At 36.9% G+C, this 16,334-nt stretch carries 13 protein-coding genes and 1 tRNA gene; 7 read left to right on the top strand and 7 right to left on the bottom strand.

The annotated features are described in order from the left end of the window. Positions 1–313: 313 nt before the first annotated feature. Both WH188_RS06700 and WH188_RS06695 read right to left on the bottom strand, forming a co-directional pair. Positions 314–2,620, bottom strand: a complete 2,307-nt coding sequence (locus WH188_RS06700) for a tetratricopeptide repeat protein (protein ID WP_339423562.1) — start codon at positions 2,618–2,620, stop codon at positions 314–316. Positions 2,621–3,424: 804 nt separating this feature from the next. Continuing rightward, positions 3,425–3,498: transfer RNA gene (locus WH188_RS06695), tRNA-Pro, on the bottom strand. Between the two features lie 342 nt (positions 3,499–3,840). Between WH188_RS06695 and rplS the strand changes: the two genes are divergently transcribed. From rplS to WH188_RS06660, 7 genes are all read left to right on the top strand, one after another. Then, entirely contained in the window at positions 3,841–4,188 is a 348-nt protein-coding gene (rplS, locus tag WH188_RS06690; RefSeq protein WP_021189535.1) for a 50S ribosomal protein L19, read from the top strand. 156 nt (positions 4,189–4,344) lie between these two features. Then, positions 4,345–5,445, top strand: coding sequence for a carbohydrate-binding family 9-like protein (locus tag WH188_RS06685; RefSeq protein WP_339423561.1), 1,101 nt, complete (start codon positions 4,345–4,347; stop codon positions 5,443–5,445). Between the two features lie 137 nt (positions 5,446–5,582). Further along, positions 5,583–6,707, top strand: a complete 1,125-nt coding sequence (locus tag WH188_RS06680; protein ID WP_339423559.1) for an acyltransferase family protein — start codon at positions 5,583–5,585, stop codon at positions 6,705–6,707. A 163-nt stretch (positions 6,708–6,870) separates the two neighbouring features. Continuing rightward, positions 6,871–8,505, top strand: a complete 1,635-nt coding sequence (locus tag WH188_RS06675; RefSeq protein WP_132770917.1) for a CTP synthase — start codon at positions 6,871–6,873, stop codon at positions 8,503–8,505. A 15-nt stretch (positions 8,506–8,520) separates the two neighbouring features. Further along, a complete protein-coding gene (gene yidC / locus WH188_RS06670; protein ID WP_021189531.1) occupies positions 8,521–10,332 on the top strand; it encodes a membrane protein insertase YidC in 1,812 nt (603 codons plus the stop codon). A 131-nt stretch (positions 10,333–10,463) separates the two neighbouring features. Next, positions 10,464–11,252, top strand: coding sequence for an META domain-containing protein (locus tag WH188_RS06665; protein WP_339423558.1), 789 nt, complete (start codon positions 10,464–10,466; stop codon positions 11,250–11,252). A gap of 202 nt (positions 11,253–11,454) precedes the next feature. Beyond that, the gene (locus tag WH188_RS06660; protein WP_183917091.1) at positions 11,455–12,342 is read left to right on the top strand and encodes a helix-turn-helix domain-containing protein; all 888 of its coding nucleotides are present in this window, start codon (positions 11,455–11,457) and stop codon (positions 12,340–12,342) included. Here WH188_RS06660 and WH188_RS06655 read toward each other — a convergent pair. The 5 genes from WH188_RS06655 to WH188_RS06635 form a co-directional block, all read right to left on the bottom strand. Then, complete coding sequence (locus WH188_RS06655; protein WP_339423557.1) at positions 12,339–13,142, bottom strand: DUF2490 domain-containing protein; 804 nt, start codon at positions 13,140–13,142, stop codon at positions 12,339–12,341. The genes WH188_RS06660 and WH188_RS06655 overlap by 4 nt on opposite strands. A gap of 106 nt (positions 13,143–13,248) precedes the next feature. Then, on the bottom strand, positions 13,249–14,145 hold the full coding sequence (locus WH188_RS06650; RefSeq protein ID WP_021192444.1) for an urea transporter: 897 nt from the start codon (positions 14,143–14,145) through the stop codon (positions 13,249–13,251). Positions 14,146–14,195: 50 nt separating this feature from the next. Continuing rightward, positions 14,196–14,987 (bottom strand): urease accessory protein UreD, encoded by a 792-nt coding sequence (locus WH188_RS06645; protein ID WP_132770922.1) that lies wholly within the window; start codon positions 14,985–14,987, stop codon positions 14,196–14,198. Position 14,988: 1 nt separating this feature from the next. After that, entirely contained in the window at positions 14,989–15,627 is a 639-nt protein-coding gene (gene ureG, locus WH188_RS06640) for an urease accessory protein UreG (protein WP_045755017.1), read from the bottom strand. Positions 15,628–15,641: 14 nt separating this feature from the next. After that, positions 15,642–16,331: an urease accessory protein UreF gene (locus WH188_RS06635; protein ID WP_183917097.1), complete on the bottom strand. Its 690-nt coding sequence runs from the start codon at positions 16,329–16,331 to the stop codon at positions 15,642–15,644. Between the last annotated feature and the right edge of the window lie 3 nt (positions 16,332–16,334).

The following is a 16,334-nucleotide window of genomic DNA, read 5'->3' as shown; positions in this document are numbered from 1 at the left end:
AATACCTTGTTTATTTTTGTTTCTATTTTTGTTTTCTTGCCAAAATGAAGCTAAAAAAAACAGTGATGTTGCTATACAGTGGCATTTGTAAACCTACTATTCACTTGCTATTCACTTTATAAGTCCTCATCGCACTTTCAATTTGACTCTCTTCTGTTATGTCAGGATATAAAAATAACTCGGCACCTGAATGCTATTCACACCGGACACTATTTTCAGTCTTACTGCTATTGGTCCTTTGGGAAACATAACTATACTTGTTACGTCTACCTTTAGAAACGAAATGAATTTTTTTTTGTTTCACAAGCGAAGGTTACTTATTGTTCAATTTCTGTAAACGTTCTTTTGCTGACGGGATGATATCATCTTTTTCTTCATAATTTTCAATTACACTTTCCAACGTACTCTTAGCCTGCAAAGCATTGCCTTTACGCGCATAGCTATCAGCAAGCAATAGGAAACTCTTGGCTTCCCAGTATGCATTTTCTTCCTCACTATTAATCACCTCAAAGGCAGTTTCAATGGCTTTGTCGTATTCCTTGTTATCATACTGCAGTTGCCCAACACGGTATCGCGCTTCTGCGCCAACCGCCTTTTGGCTCTTCAGAGCAGCCAGATTGAGTTCCTTCATGGCAGACACGATGTTCTTTTGTTGTAGCAATACCCTTCCACTGTATAAATGAGCTTTAGCAATTTCCTCCTGCGATGCGCCATCGTAATCCTTTATCAACTTCGCATACTTGGCCATCTGCTCCATGTCGCCGAGTTCAAAATAACAAATCATCAAGTTACTTATTGCGTAACCATAGTTCTTTTTATACTCTGAATTGAGTTCCAATTTTTTGAGGTGCACAATTGCCTCGTTGTATTCTTTCAGGTCCAGATATAGCGCAGCCACTGTCAGCAAGGTGTTTTCCGTATACTTACTTGTCCAGTCGTTCAGGATAATATTCAGATCGTGCAACGCCTCCTTTGGATGCCCGGTACGGTACGAACTCACCCCGCGAATGTAACGGGCATATTTTTCTTGTTTAGGCTTCGGAAATTTATCAAAATACGCATTGATGGCTTCCACGGAAGCTGCGTATTGCTGCTTGGCAAACAGAGATTGGGCTGCTTGAAAAGCCATATTATCTTGCTCCGCAGGACTCAGATTACTGACATTGGTGCCGATTGCGTAATGAATATAGCTCGTAGCGTCCCCTTGGTCTAGATAGATGTTTTCAATAAAACGCATCGCTTGCTGTGCCTCATTGGTTTTGGAATATTTTTCCACAACACTTTTGAAAGTGGCTTTCGCCGCTTCGGAATCATCTTTATTATACTGCACGAGCCCTATGGTCATCAATGCGCGGGGCACATAGCTGCTACGCGGGTACTTTTCGATCATCCGTTGCAAACCATCGATAGCGCGATCATAATCTCCCGTAGTGAAAGAGGTATAGGGGATCTCAAAGGCGGCGTCATCTGCATAGTTCGAAGCCGGAAATTGTTTCAAAACAGACTGCAGGATCTTTAGCTTGGTTTCATGGTCTCCCTGCAATCCAAAGATAACACCTCGTTGGAACAACGCATAGTCCTGATTGGAAGTTTTGCTGTTGATCAGCTGATCATAATATTGGTTGGCACGGTCGTAATTGCGCATGGACAAATACGAATCGCCCAAACGTGCGATTACGTCATGACGTATATTTTCATCTAGCGAACTTCCCTCGACAGCCAAAAAGCGCTCAAAATAATCGGCCGACATACTAAAACTGTTATTTCTGAACGCGGCATAAGCCAGCCCATAATTTGCATAATTATATACGTCGGTATTTTTTGCAACAGGCAACCGTAAAAACCGGGAGAAGTTTTCTACCGCCTCCCCATATTTGCGCACTTCATACATCGCTTCCGCTTTCCAATAAGTAGCCAGCGCGGCCATTTTTGCATCGATCGGGAATTTTTCAGATCTCATGAATGTCGATATGCTATTTTCGAAAGCGCGCTCGTTATAAAACTCCAATCCGCGATAGTAAGTTGCTTTTTGATAAGTAGCATCGACTTCCCGCCCTCTATCTTTCAACGACTCCAACAGACTTACTCCAGTATGGAAGTTACTCGTCCCCAACAGGATTTGAGCCGATAATATTTCCGCACTTTCCTGTGCTTGAGCGCCTAGTTCACGACCCCCATATTCTTGAGCAATATATTTTTCCAGAACTTGCTGAGCGGCTTGGGTAGAGTCCATTGCATACAAGATTTTGGCATAGTTAAATTGCGCATCTGCTTTCAATTGGGGGTCGAAATCTAGTCTCATCGCTTTGACAAATGCATTTCGTGCGCGTTGCTTATCGCCGGTTTCCAGTGCAATATGACCCAAAGTTATGATCGAACCCTGATAAAAGGCATCCGAAGCTTCCAGCGACTCCAAAATAGAGGCCGCTCTTGGATATTCACGTGCCTGGTAAGCCAGATAGCTAATACGGTAACTATCAATATTGCTGCGTGAAGCGTTTGGATGCTGTTTAAGCAATATAGTGTAATAAGCTTGTTTGAACGTCTTATTTGCAAAATAGGTAGCTGTGGCTATTTGACGTAGCTCCGTCTCAATGGCTTCCCGATTGATATGACTCATATCTGGGCTCCTGCGAACCTTTACGGCATCGGCCAGAACAGGTCGGTAGTCGCGTACGACATCAATGGAATCCATCGTTTGCACTTGCTCTGCATTTAGTTGCTTCTCTACTTCCTGCCCATAACCCGTAACCACCAAAGCGGAAAGCATCCCGGTACACAGGTATTTGAAGCCAATTATTTTTTTTAATATCATTATTCGTCCGTATTTCTGAGTTTTTCCAAACGTTCCTTGCCGAGGAGGCAATAGTGTAATCTTCCTTAGCTAACAAGCTAAAACTAAATAATTCCAACCATATTGAGTAAATCGTCATGGAAAAAATTGAATCCTAAAAGTCAATTTATAGATCATCACCATCTCGTTTCCGCGATTTCCAATTTCTTTGATTGCTATCGGCAACTGAATTGACACAATAATGGAGCCAAGAAGACAGATCGAGGGAAAGAGATCACTTTGTGACAAACAGCGCAAAAACTAATGTTAATTGTTGAGCATATTTCAAAAATCAAAGATTAGTATAGAAAATGAGTAACCGAATTGGTCATTTTCTTAAGGTTTGAAGTTTCTCGATCGGGAGGCTAGAATACTTTAAACCTGTTGGTCACAAGCTTATTCCAAAAGATCCTGCGATTCGAATTAGCACCAAAAAAAAACCTAACTTTCGTTAGAGCTTTTTTAGTCGGGGTGGCAGGATTGGCTCAGCCCCCTCACCCCAAACACAATCCCTGAGCCTCCTTCGGATCGAACCAACGGTTCTCATTCAGCCAAAAACAAAAAAAGCCCTAACTTTCGTTAGAGCTTTAGTCGGGGTGGCAGGATTCGAACCTACGACCTCCACATCCCAAATGTGGCGCGATACCGGGCTACGCTACACCCCGAAAAGGTATCCCCTTTTGTTTACTGTGATGCAAATATACAGCGTTTTTTCAATCTGTCAAATATAATTTTAACATTATTAAATAAAAGCCTGATTTATTGAGAAATAAAATATCAGCATTCAATTCGATAGCATTTAAATTCACATCCTAACCTCGATGTGTAAAACTTTTTAAAATATATCGTGAGCAAGGGTCTAAATATTAAAAGTGTTTTTCTATCTTTGCAACAAACTAAGGCAGCTCAATATTTTTTGAAAAAAGTATTTCTTAAAGTAAAAAAAAAGCTGTAATATTGCATTCCGATTTTTACAGGCTAATAATCGTATTTAATTACTCATAATCATGGATTTAGTAAAATTTGTAGAAGAACAAGCGGTAATCAGAAATGAAGTTCCCGCATTTAAAGCAGGAGACACCATAAGCGTTCATTATAAAATTCGCGAGGGAAATAAAGAGCGTATCCAAATTTACCAAGGTGTGGTTATCCAATTGAACAGCGAAGGTGTTAATTCAACTTTCACTGTACGCAAAATTTCAAATGGCATTGGTGTGGAACGTATCTTCCCTATAAATTCGCCAAACATTGAAAAAATTGTAGTAAACAGCTACGGTAAAGTACGTCGCGCTAAATTATTTTATTTACGTGGTCTTACTGGTAAAGCTGCTCGTATTAAGTCTAAAAGAATCTAATTACGACTACACAAGTATAAAAAAAGGCATTGAATTCAGTTTCGATGCCTTTTTTTATTGCCATAAATCCCCAACATAGCAACATTTTCTTTACAAGTCAAATACTTCTTCCATGCTAAATCTTTTTAGTTTATCTTATGACCTGAAAAGTATTATATGAACAAGTCTATTTTTACCCTCGTATTCCTGTGCTGTTTCCTGAACAGCTATGCCCAAAATTCAATTCAAGATTTTTTAGCACTCCAGTCCATTCCAAAAACATACCCGGTACTTAAAATCAGTGAACCGTTAATAATTGACGGTAAGGACGATGAAATTAGCTGGACAAAAGCAAAAACAATTAATAATTTTGAAGATATTCAAGGTGCCGAGTACAAAAAACCTTTGTATAAAACCGAAGTAAAAATGCTTTGGGATTCCACCTACCTATATGTGTACGCAAAACTGTATGAACCTCATATTTGGGCAGATATCTACAAGCACGATGAAATTGTTTATCTAAACAATGACTTTGAAATATTTTTAAAACCCAATTTATATCAAGCAGAATATTACGAAATAGAGGTCAATCCATTACATACCATTTTCGATCTTATGTTACCAAAACCATATCGATTCGGGGGTCAGGCCATTACACATTGGGATGTTAAAAATCTAAAATCCGCAGTACATATCAATGGTACCCTTAATAATCCCCAGGATATAGATACATACTGGTCTGTTGAATTTGCAATTCCACATCAATCATTATATGCTTTCGGTAAATCCTCAATGCCTAAAGCAAATGATTACTGGTTATGTAATTTTTCACGTGTACAATGGCAACATGATACCACAAATAATCATTACAGTAGAAAAAAAGAAAATAATAAGCCCTTAGCTGAAGACAATTGGGTATGGTCACCGATCGGTTTAATTAATATGCATTATCCAGAAAGATGGGGATATATACAATTTGTAGAACAAGCACAAAAGCAGGAAGCAACACTTCCAAATAGTTATGCCGTCACTAAACTAGCTTGGAATATTCATTATTTACAACAATTGTTTAAAAAGGAAAATCGTCGATATAGCGATCAATTAACGAAACTTTCATTATATAATCAATACCTACTACCCGCTTTGAAAGATTATGAGGTCACTTTGGATCTAAATAAAGACAAACAAAGTTATAGTATGAAGATCAAGGAAAAACAGTCAAAAAAAATTCAAGTATCCTTAGATAATAGAGGTAATTTTGATCTTTATAACCAGTAACTCTACCATATCTTATCTGAACGTCTGCATCAATTCAAAAAATGCTATTCACACAACATTTATAACGCTATAACAATAATTTGTAGAAACAAAATAACGCAGAAACATAAACTAATATTGCTATTTTTACAGCAACAATGTATAAGAACATATCTTTTTTTCCAAATCTAAATGCGTTCCGTTTTTTTGCCGCACTCCTCGTTCTATTTCACCATGGAGAAGTCATTCGGACAAAAAATGATTTCATCACCTATGAACATTTTAGTTTTTTTCAAAACGGAACTACTGCTGTCAAATTTTTCTTTGTCTTAAGTGGTTTCCTCATCAGTTATTTGTTACTGAAAGAACAAGATCAGAAAAAGACAATATCCATTAAAAATTTCTATCTGAAAAGAGTCATTCGCATCTGGCCTTTATATTTTTTATTAGTCGCCATAGGCATAGTTATCTTCCCTTTTCTATTTCAAGTCTTACATATTAACTATTCATTCCCATATACCATAGGGCAGGTCTGGCTGTTATTTGTTTTATTTTTGCCTAGTATCGTCACCTTTACCTATGGCTCACATCTACTCGAACCCCTATGGTCTATCGGCGTTGAAGAATGGTTTTACATCATTTGGGCACCCCTATTTAAATGGATAGACAACAAGTTTGCACTTATTATAGGTATATTTTTACTCAAAATTCTTTTACTGATACTATGTTTTAACAACATCATTACAGACGTACTTGTTGTGCATCTTATCAAAACTTTTGCTTTCGAATCAATGGCAATTGGTGCACTGGGAGCTTATTTCCTATACCACACCAACATAAACTTACATGCTTGGTACAAAAAATATGCAGCGGTCAATTACTTTTTATTAGCCGTATTATTTTCATTCTTATTCTTCCGAAATACATGTATAGCATTTATTGGATCAAATATTTTTGATCATTGGATCTTTTCATACATCATCCTAAATGCACTCTTTCTCAATCTCATTCTGTTTATCGGTATCAGATTAAATTCAAAATCATTTTTCAACAATACTTTTTTAGACTACGGAGGCAAAATCTCCTATGGAATTTACATGTATCATATGATCGTGATCTTTGCCGTTATTCATTTAGGGAAAAAACATTTACTAACACTTGATCCCTACCTAAGTTTTCTGATTTTCTACAGTTTAGTTATAGCAGGTACATTTATAACAGCACATTTATCAAAAAAATACTTTGAAGATTTTTTCATGAAGTTTAGATCTAAATTGAATTAGCAAAGATTAAACCTCATGCAACCGTCATGTCAAAAAATTAGCGTTTTAAAATTAAAGACAAAAAAAAACGTCGTCTTCCACAAATATTCTTATCTTTGTATCCCGTACATAAAGCAGATATTTAGGCCATTTTAGGCCTTATATTTTGAAATCCATTATTGATATGACTAAATATATTTTTGTTACGGGCGGCGTTACTTCGTCGTTAGGGAAGGGTATTATTGCATCCTCTCTTGCTAAACTTCTCCAAGCACGTGGCTACAAGGTTACGATTCAAAAATTTGACCCTTACATTAACATTGATCCAGGAACATTAAATCCATATGAGCATGGTGAGTGTTACGTAACGGAAGATGGTGCTGAAACAGACCTTGATTTAGGCTATTACGAACGTTTCTTAAACGTACCTACTTCACAAGCTAATAACGTGACGACAGGTCGTATTTATCAATCTGTTATTCAAAAAGAACGCGCAGGTGAATATTTAGGAAAAACAGTTCAAGTTGTTCCTCATATCACAGATGAGATCAAAAACCGTATGCGTTTATTAGGTGAAACAGGAAAATATGATATTGTCATCACAGAATTAGGTGGTACAGTAGGTGATATCGAATCTTTACCTTTCATCGAAGCAGTTCGTCAGTTAAGATGGGAATTAGGCACTCATGATTCTGTAGTTATTCACTTAACATTAGTACCTTACTTAGCAGCAGCTGGTGAATTAAAAACAAAACCAACACAACATTCTGTTAAAACATTATTAGAATACGGTATCCAACCTGATATTTTAGTTTGTCGTACAGAACATAAATTGACGCAAGAAATTCGCAAAAAATTAGCATTATTTTGTAATGTCAATATTAATGCTGTTGTAGAATCGATTGATGCTCCTACTATTTATGACGTTCCTTTAAATATGCTGAAAGAACAATTGGACAAGACTGTCCTTGCTAAATTGAAACTTTCGAATAAGAATGAACCAGATTTAGATAGCTGGAAAGCATTTTTAGGAAAATTAAAAAATCCTACTAATGAAGTAAATATCGGATTAGTCGGTAAATATGTTGAATTACCAGATGCATATAAATCTATAGTCGAAAGTTTTATCCACGCCGGAGCGGCCAATGAATGTAAAGTAAAATTACAATATATTGCCGCGGAAAGTGTAAATGATCAAAATGTCCAAGACAAGTTGAGCGAAATGGATGGCGTACTTGTTGCTCCTGGTTTTGGTGAACGTGGATTAGACGGTAAGTTAGCCGCTATTAAATATATACGTGAAAACAATATTCCTTTCTTTGGAATTTGTTTAGGCATGCAATGTTCAGTAATTGAATTTGGCCGTAATGTATTGGGATTAAAAGATGCAAATAGTACGGAAATGAATCCAGATACACCACATCCAGTGATCAACTTAATGGAAGATCAAAAAAACATCACTAACATGGGCGGTACAATGCGATTAGGTGCGTACGATTGTGATATCAAAAAAGGTACAAAAGCATTCAATATATACGGAAAAACAAGAATCTCCGAACGTCACCGTCACCGTTATGAGTTCAATAATGCTTATTTAGAGCAATATGAAGCAGCTGGAATGATTACTTCAGGGATCAACCCAACTTCAGGATTAGTAGAAATTGTAGAGTTGAAAAACCATCCTTTTTTCGTAGCAGGACAATTTCATCCAGAATTAAAGTCAACTGTTGCAAATCCTCACCCACTTTTTGTTAGCTTTGTAGCCGCTGCTTTGTCGAATAAGAAAAATAAGATACAAAAGCAGGAAACAATTAAGTAAGTTTAATTTAAAAAAATGGATAGAAATACCCTTATTGGTTTACTTCTGATGTTCGGAATTATAGCCGGTTCATTTTACTTAATGAAACCGTCCGACGTAGAAATAAAAAAAGAACAAGTTCTACAAGATTCGTTAGCACGTGTTAAAAAAGGTTTAGCACCTTTAACAGACTCGACAAAAGCGAATACACAACTAGGAGCAACACAAGAGGCCAAGCCTCTTGATTCTGCAGCATTAAAACTTCCTTTTGGAGCCGCAAAATTTGGAACAGAAAAAATCATTACAGTAGAAAATGATAAAATCATTGCTAAAATAAGCTCTAAAGGCGGTCGTGTAAAATCTGTACAATTAAAAGGTGAAACAAATTTTAATGGTAAACCATTAGTATTGTTTGAAGGTGACCACAATAGATTTGGATTGAAATTTAATGTCGCCGGTGAAAATATCAATACCAACGATTTGTTCTTTACTTCTGAAGATGCTGATGTAAAGATAACAGGCGAAGATTCAAAATCAATTAAATTACAATTAGCTTATGGAGCTGATCAGTATATTGAATACGTATATACCATCAAAGGCAATGGTTTCAATCTAGGTCTTGATATTAACACAAAAGGTATTCAAAACAAGATCGATCAAAAAACAATTGCTTTAGATTGGGAAACGATTTTACTACAGAAAGAACAAAACATTGATTCTGAACGTCAAAAATCTACCATCTATTATAAAGAAGCAGGTAATGTAGACCATTTGTCAGAAGCAAAAGATGAAGAAAAAGAGCTAAAAGAAAAAGTAGAATGGATTGCATTCAAGCAACACTATTTCTCAAACATTCTTTCAAGCAAAACAGGATTCACTACAGCAGATGTAAATGTAAAAACAACAATCGAATCCGATGTTGTTAAACTTTATGCAGCTACAGCACGTCTTGATTATGCAACTCAAAAAGACAACAGTTATTCATTAAACTTCTTTTTTGGACCTAATCAATACAAAACCCTTAAAGCAGAAGGTCATGATTTTCATAAAATCATTAATATGGGATGGGGACCAATGCGTTGGATTAACCAATTTATTACAGTACCTGTATTTGATTTCTTAGACAATTTCCATTTGAGTTATGGTATAGTTATCCTTGTTCTGACATTATTGTTAAAACTGGTATTATCACCATTAACATACAAATCTTACCTATCAATGGCTAAAATGCGTGTTTTGAAACCGCAATTAGATGAAATCAAAGCTAAAGTAGGTGAAGACAATGCAGTACTGTTACAGCAAGAACAGATGAAATTGTATAAAACAGCTGGAGTAAACCCATTGGGAGGTTGTCTTCCATTGGTATTACAAATGCCATTTACAATTGCTTTCTTCTACTTCTTCCCGAATTTATTCGAGCTGAGAGGTGAAAGCTTCTTGTTTATGAAAGATATGTCAACATACGATACCTTATTCTCATTCGCACCGATTTTCGGAGTGAATCACGTATCATTGATGTGCGTATTAATGACTTTAACAACATTATTGACCACTTGGTACAACAATGCGACTTCAGGAGCTACAGGACAAATGAAATACATTGGTTACATTATGCCTTTAATTTTCTTTTTCGTCTTGAATAGTTTCCCTGCAGGATTAAACTATTATTACTTCTTAAGTGCAATCCTAACATTCTTAACACAGTTGATCATCCGTTCAATGGTTAATGATGATAAGATCTTAGCGAAATTAGAAGACAATAAAAAGAATCCAAAGGTGCAAAAGAAATCGTCATTCCAATCAAGAATGGAAGAAGCGATGCGTCAAGCACAACAAAATAAAAAATAACAGCAATTCTATAGTGCTGATTAAAAGAGGAAACCCGAATAGGTTTCCTCTTTTTTTGTATAAAATGTAGCATTCACTCAAACCAAACGTTCTAATTATTGTTAAACAATCATATCAAAAAAAGATAAAAGATGAAATTTAATCAGATTTTAATCATGGCAACGCTGATCGTAGGATTAAGCAGTTGTTCAGTTTTCAAAAAAAATACGAACAAAGAGCATTCGACTACCGAAACTATGCAACTAAAAGGAAACAAGTGGCAACTGATCGAAGTTGATGGAAAAACAGTACCAGCAAAAGTAAACGGCCGCGTACCATTCTTACAATTTGAAGACGATAGATATGCTGCGAATGCAGGTTGTAATACTTTAGGTGGAGCAGTAAATATCACAGGAAAAAACAAAATTAAATTTGAACAAGGTATTTCCACGATGATGGCTTGTCCTGAGTTCGAGATAGAACAGGCGCTGTCAAAAAACATTATAGCAGTAGATACCTACACAATAGAAGGAGAAGTATTGAGTTTAAAAAAAGGTGGAAAAACATTAGCTAAATTTACGCTTATCAAAGCAGAAAAAGGTGAGCAAGCACTAGCAGGTACATGGGAATTAGATTATGTATCTGGACCACGTATTGCATTTGAAGGTCTATATCCAAATAAAAAGCCTACGATCAGCTTTGATTTGACAGCAAAAAAAGTATCTGGAAATAGTAGTTGCAATAATTACAATGGAACTTTCAAAACCGAAAACAACCACATTAGTTTTGGTCCACTAGCATCTACTAAAATGGCCTGCGAAGGTTCAGGAGAAAGTGTATACTTCAGCACGCTGGAGAAAATCACTTCCTTCGACGTCAATGGAAATACATTGACTCTGATTATGGGCGATATTGCGATGATGCGCTTCCAAAAAAAATAATAACAATAAAAGATTAAAACTAAACATAGAAAAGCTCCAAATCGGAGCTTTTTTTATGTGATATTATGACGAAAAATTCCAGTTAAAAACAAATTTTATCGATAGGATTACACTGTAAATTAGGTCGCTAAATCGTATATTTGTACATACACAATCTCTTTCATCAACATCACATGAAAAGGTTTTTTAGAGAAATAGCACTATGAAATCGTCGATTAAGATTATCAACAATTACGAATACAAAAAGCTTTTTTTGCCTGATGTAACAGATCATAATCTATTCAATGAAAGCAAAATACAGGTATACCGAATCGAAAATTACCTACGAAGTATTCTCATGCCTGTCATTCCTTACCGTACTACCTTCAATTTCCTAATCTTTGTTACTAAAGGAACTTTAACACAACATCTGGAATCAGGAGCATACACTTTAGCTGAAAATCAAGTGATTAATGTCAAGCAGGGAAATATTACAGCTACATTGGCGATTTCAGATGATGCCGAAGGTTTTTTTGTCGTTTATGAAAACGAAATCGTTACAGATATTGAATTAGGCATCAATGATATCCGATTTTTCAATTCACATCCCTTTACCCCCCTGTCAGAGCATGTCTCGGTATGGATTCAAAAAATGCTTGAACTCTTGGAAGAAGAGCTTTTTACCGAAGGAAAGGTTATGGAGATCTGTGTATCGATGCTACAATGTGTACTGTTAAAAATAATTAAAACAGATTACGAAGTAAAAGCACCGATGAGTAGACAATTGGATATTGCATTTCGATTTAGAGAATTCGTACAAAAATTTCACACAGATCACAAGAATGTTTTATTCTATGCCAACTTATTACATATATCCGAAAACTACCTTAACAAATGTGTGAAGGAAGCAACCAATAAGCCTCCTAAACAGTGGATCAACGAAATCAGTATACTACATAGTCAAATCTTATTACAGGATGCTACAAGAGATATTGCAGGCATTGCATTCGAAATGAAATATAAATCCCCATCCTACTTTACACGTTTATTCAAGAAAGTCACCGGTTATTCACCCAGTGATTATCGCAAACACAAATTTCTTTCCGATTAATGCTTCTTTTTATAAGGCAGATTCCAAATCAGATCAACAGCAAGATAGTGAACACCAAAGTCCGCTTGACTATAGCCTTTAATTAAATCATTCATATATCCAACATCAAGGTGCAAGGGAGTATGCGCAATATCCGTCATGTAATATAAAGCGAAACGCGCTTCCTTATAAGCAAATTTTGACCACTCATCTTTCGGCTCATACATTTTGCTTACTGCAAACAGACCCTCAGCACTAAATGCAAGTTCCTGTTTATTTCTATCCGAGAGTTTCAGATTGATCTGTGTTTTAAGCCTAGTCCGCAATTGAAAATTCTCCTCAGCTTTATTAAAATCTGCTGTAAAAAATTTACGAAATTCCTGTCTGACTGTATTTTTCCATTTCCAGCGCTCACCGAATCTGAAACTATAAGCATAGCGCCCATATAAGCGAAACTCCTGCTCTACCCCTTCACCATGATAAGGAGCATCTGCATCATATACATTTTGACGACGATAGCTCAAAGCATAACTATATTGCTGGTTCTTAGCAAACTTATGATATACCTCGTGATTGAGGACAAAAATAGCTTGTTTATGAAAAGGATTTGAATCATCAGGTGTACTTTTGGTTCCTAGGCCGAGGTAAGTTAAAGCTTCTTTCGTACCAGTACTATCCAGTTGTCTTTTAAGACCAATGGCAGACCAAGAAGCCGTTTTTGCTTTTCCCAATCCAGGAGGACTAATCTGAGCATGAAGTAATAAAAATGGACTGATAACAAGAAAGAGTAAGGATAATATTTTATAAAGAGTATTTTTCATCGATTATATAGTTTTTTATGACCACTGGTCTGTTATATACCAGTACAAACTGATCAATGGCCACTCAACCATTGATCAGTTTGTATAGCAGCTAAGTTTTATTGTTTTAGGACAATCGGCTTTTAAAAGTTTCTTCAAACCGCCCCACGATCCATTTATCCAGACGTTTAACAGGTTCCATTGCCCACATAGCCACTACAAACGGAAAAGTCAATGTCGTCCACCCATAGTGCACAAGCACATGATCACAATAAGTAGCAATCACGACAGCAATAAGGACATATAATCCATCCCGCACACGAGTACCGCTTAAAGCAATGCCACAGAGTACAGCATTAAAGCTAAACGTTCCGTTGCTGATCATAGTTTCCGATTCATGACCATAATGAGATAGGTAAATGCTGATAATCACAGCGGCGAAAGCATAAAGTGCAGCCATCGGATTGCTCATAAATACCCCAAGGAAAAAGATCAATCCCGCAATCAGGCTTCCTTGAAAGATCACTTGCCCGAAAGCATGTCCCTCGATCAAGAAATCATCCATTTCTTGGATATCAACAAAATGTTGTGATACAGTAGGCATTGCAAGCTGTGGGATACTCAGGATATACAGTGAAATCCAGGTAACAGCTATGAAAGGAAAAGTAAAAGCAGGTAAATTTCTTTTGAGCGCAAAACCCATCATAAGAGTGGTTAACATGGAACCAAGAATCAATGTCATCCAGATCCAGATATTCGCTTCAAAGTAAAAAACAAGCGCTACACCAAACAAAGAAGCATTAAAACCAAATAATCCATTATCAATATGATCTTCATCATATTTCAGTATTTTAGCTGTTGCAACCCCTACAACATTAGCCAATATACCCGCAAAGCCCATTAAGGTCGAGTCATATAAAATAGCACCAATAAATAATATGCCTGTCCAAGCATTACCTTGCAACATGATCTGTCCGAAACCTCTAAAAAAAGCTTTTATATAAGCTAAAACTTGATCCCTCATTTTGAGATAAATTGATAAGATAAGACTAAAATATAGTCTCATTAAAATGATTAAATAAGGAGTTCAGCATCCCACAGTTCCTGCTGGATCTCCTGAAAAATAGTAAACAACTGCTCGGCACCATAACCCAATATTCGGATCATAAACCCATCATACTGAAGCGCACTGATTCCAAATTCGATATCCGTGACATGTTCATACTGTTGATGGAATTTTTCAATCCAGCCCCCAACAGCTTTCCCAGCAGAATTGAGATAAATAAACGTTCCCTGATGGGTAAAACCTTCCAATATCCCGATATCCTGTATCGGCAATTTATCAGGTTGCAACAGTACATTATCTTTCAATATCAGTCGGCCATCCACATAACATTGAGTCAGATTCTGAAAATGATTATACTCAAAAATCTCTCCCGACAGTTTCCGTCCACAAGTCACAATATCACTCAAGATGAGGTGACAGTTTTTTTGCATGTGGATAATATTATGGCTGAGAAAATGAGAAGAATTTTGAGGAACAATAGGGTGCGGAACAAAAGAAAACACCGCACCTTCGCCGAGCGTAACTTCCGTTTTTTGTACCGATTTACCTTTCATATGAAAAAGACGCTGATACGCTTGAGTCTGCAATTGCAATTTAGCACCAGGATCTATCGTAATTTGGATACGATGATCATCACCATCCAATAACCCCGGTGATGAGCTCATAATCATCAAGTATGCCCCTTTATCCCTCCTGTATTGTCCTACTGGAACGATACGAAAAGGCTGTGTGACATAAGCATCCTTGAGATAAGACTTGCCTTCACGATGGGCAACGTTGATATTTAAAGAACAGATCATATTAACGCAATAAATTAGGTTCAGCTACATCATGCAGTAATGCATATTTTTTGATCCATCCAATGATTTCATCCAATCCCGTTCCTGTCTTCAAATTCGAAAATAAAAACGGTGCCCCTTTTCGCATTTTCCGAGCATCATGCTCCATCACCTCCAGACTAGCACCAACATAAGGAGCTAAATCCATCTTATTGATCAACAATAAATCTGATCGGGTAATCGCCGGTCCACCTTTACGGGGCATCTTTTCGCCCTCACCCACATCGATCACAAAAATGGTGATATCCGCAAGATCAGGACTATAAGTTGAAGTCAAATTATCACCGCCACTCTCAATCAAGATCAATTCAAGATCTGGAAAGCGTTCAGCAAGTTCTTCCACAGCCTCTAGATTCATGCTCGCATCCTCACGGATAGCCGTATGCGGGCAACCACCTGTTTCTACTCCAATAATACGATCAGGAGACAACGTACTGTTTTTAGCCATGTATTCAGCGTCCTCCTTCGTATAAATATCATTGGTAATAACCGCTAGATTCAATTCATGTTTCAAACGTTTACATAAACATTCCAACAGTGCAGTTTTTCCAGATCCAACCGGACCACCCACACCTATCTTAACATATTTTCTATTTTCCATTTGTTCGTATTTAATTAAGAAATGTAAACCCGTGTGTACAACCGTTCATGTTGCATACAGCGGATATCAAATCCAACATTACATAGACCGATCAGATCACGATCCACCTCCAGAGTCTCATCACATAAAGTCATCAGATCATCGTGCAGATAAAACAAGATATCCTGCCCATCCAACTGCCCAAGAGGCACCAATTTTACCGCATTGGTCACCATCGTGATTGCAGCATTATAATAGTAACCATGCAGAGCCTCACGAATTGGAATATCCAAAAGTGCTGCCAACATACCGTACACCAAACAATAATGACTATCCACCTTTTTCTGTTTAATCAATTCACCCCAGGAAATCAATATCGGTTGCTCTTGATACCGTGAAAAAATCTTATACAAGCGCACACCCAGTTTCTTACTTGCTTCACGGATTTCCTTCGGACTCTTCAATGCCGTACATTCCTCATCCAAAGACCGCAATAGATCGATATCAAGATTTCGGGTAGCATCATAAGCAAGGCGCATCAAAGCCGCATCATTATACTTCAAGTTATACCACAAATTGTGTCTGACGTACGACTCAGCAGTAGCTTTATTATGTACGATCTCCTTCTGCACATAGGTCTCTAATCCATTCGAATGGGTAAACCCACCGATTGGTAACGTCGGATCTGACAAATGAAGAAGCTTGCCTAGAAATTTATTTTCCATATA

This window comes from Sphingobacterium sp. MYb388 (assembly GCF_037479535.1).
GTDB classification, from domain to species: Bacteria; Bacteroidota; Bacteroidia; order Sphingobacteriales; family Sphingobacteriaceae; genus Sphingobacterium; species Sphingobacterium anhuiense.
The sequence above is the reverse complement of the archived record's forward strand: the minus strand, read 5'-3'. Positions and strand labels throughout refer to the sequence as shown.

Excerpts from the sequence above, each read along its gene's own strand:
- WH188_RS06700 (WP_339423562.1), bottom strand. The coding sequence starts at position 2,620 with ATGAGTCATATCAATCGGGAAGCCATTGAGACGGAGCTACGTCAAATA.
- rplS (WP_021189535.1), top strand. The coding sequence starts at position 3,841 with ATGGATTTAGTAAAATTTGTAGAAGAACAAGCGGTAATCAGAAATGAA.
- WH188_RS06685 (WP_339423561.1), top strand. The coding sequence starts at position 4,345 with ATGAACAAGTCTATTTTTACCCTCGTATTCCTGTGCTGTTTCCTGAAC.
- WH188_RS06680 (WP_339423559.1), top strand. The coding sequence starts at position 5,583 with ATGTATAAGAACATATCTTTTTTTCCAAATCTAAATGCGTTCCGTTTT.
- WH188_RS06675 (WP_132770917.1), top strand. The coding sequence starts at position 6,871 with ATGACTAAATATATTTTTGTTACGGGCGGCGTTACTTCGTCGTTAGGG.
- yidC (WP_021189531.1), top strand. The coding sequence starts at position 8,521 with ATGGATAGAAATACCCTTATTGGTTTACTTCTGATGTTCGGAATTATA.
- WH188_RS06665 (WP_339423558.1), top strand. The coding sequence starts at position 10,464 with ATGAAATTTAATCAGATTTTAATCATGGCAACGCTGATCGTAGGATTA.
- WH188_RS06660 (WP_183917091.1), top strand. The coding sequence starts at position 11,455 with ATGAAATCGTCGATTAAGATTATCAACAATTACGAATACAAAAAGCTT.
- WH188_RS06655 (WP_339423557.1), bottom strand. The coding sequence starts at position 13,142 with ATGAAAAATACTCTTTATAAAATATTATCCTTACTCTTTCTTGTTATC.
- WH188_RS06650 (WP_021192444.1), bottom strand. The coding sequence starts at position 14,145 with ATGAGGGATCAAGTTTTAGCTTATATAAAAGCTTTTTTTAGAGGTTTC.
- WH188_RS06645 (WP_132770922.1), bottom strand. The coding sequence starts at position 14,987 with ATGATCTGTTCTTTAAATATCAACGTTGCCCATCGTGAAGGCAAGTCT.
- ureG (WP_045755017.1), bottom strand. The coding sequence starts at position 15,627 with ATGGAAAATAGAAAATATGTTAAGATAGGTGTGGGTGGTCCGGTTGGA.
- WH188_RS06635 (WP_183917097.1), bottom strand. The coding sequence starts at position 16,331 with ATGGAAAATAAATTTCTAGGCAAGCTTCTTCATTTGTCAGATCCGACG.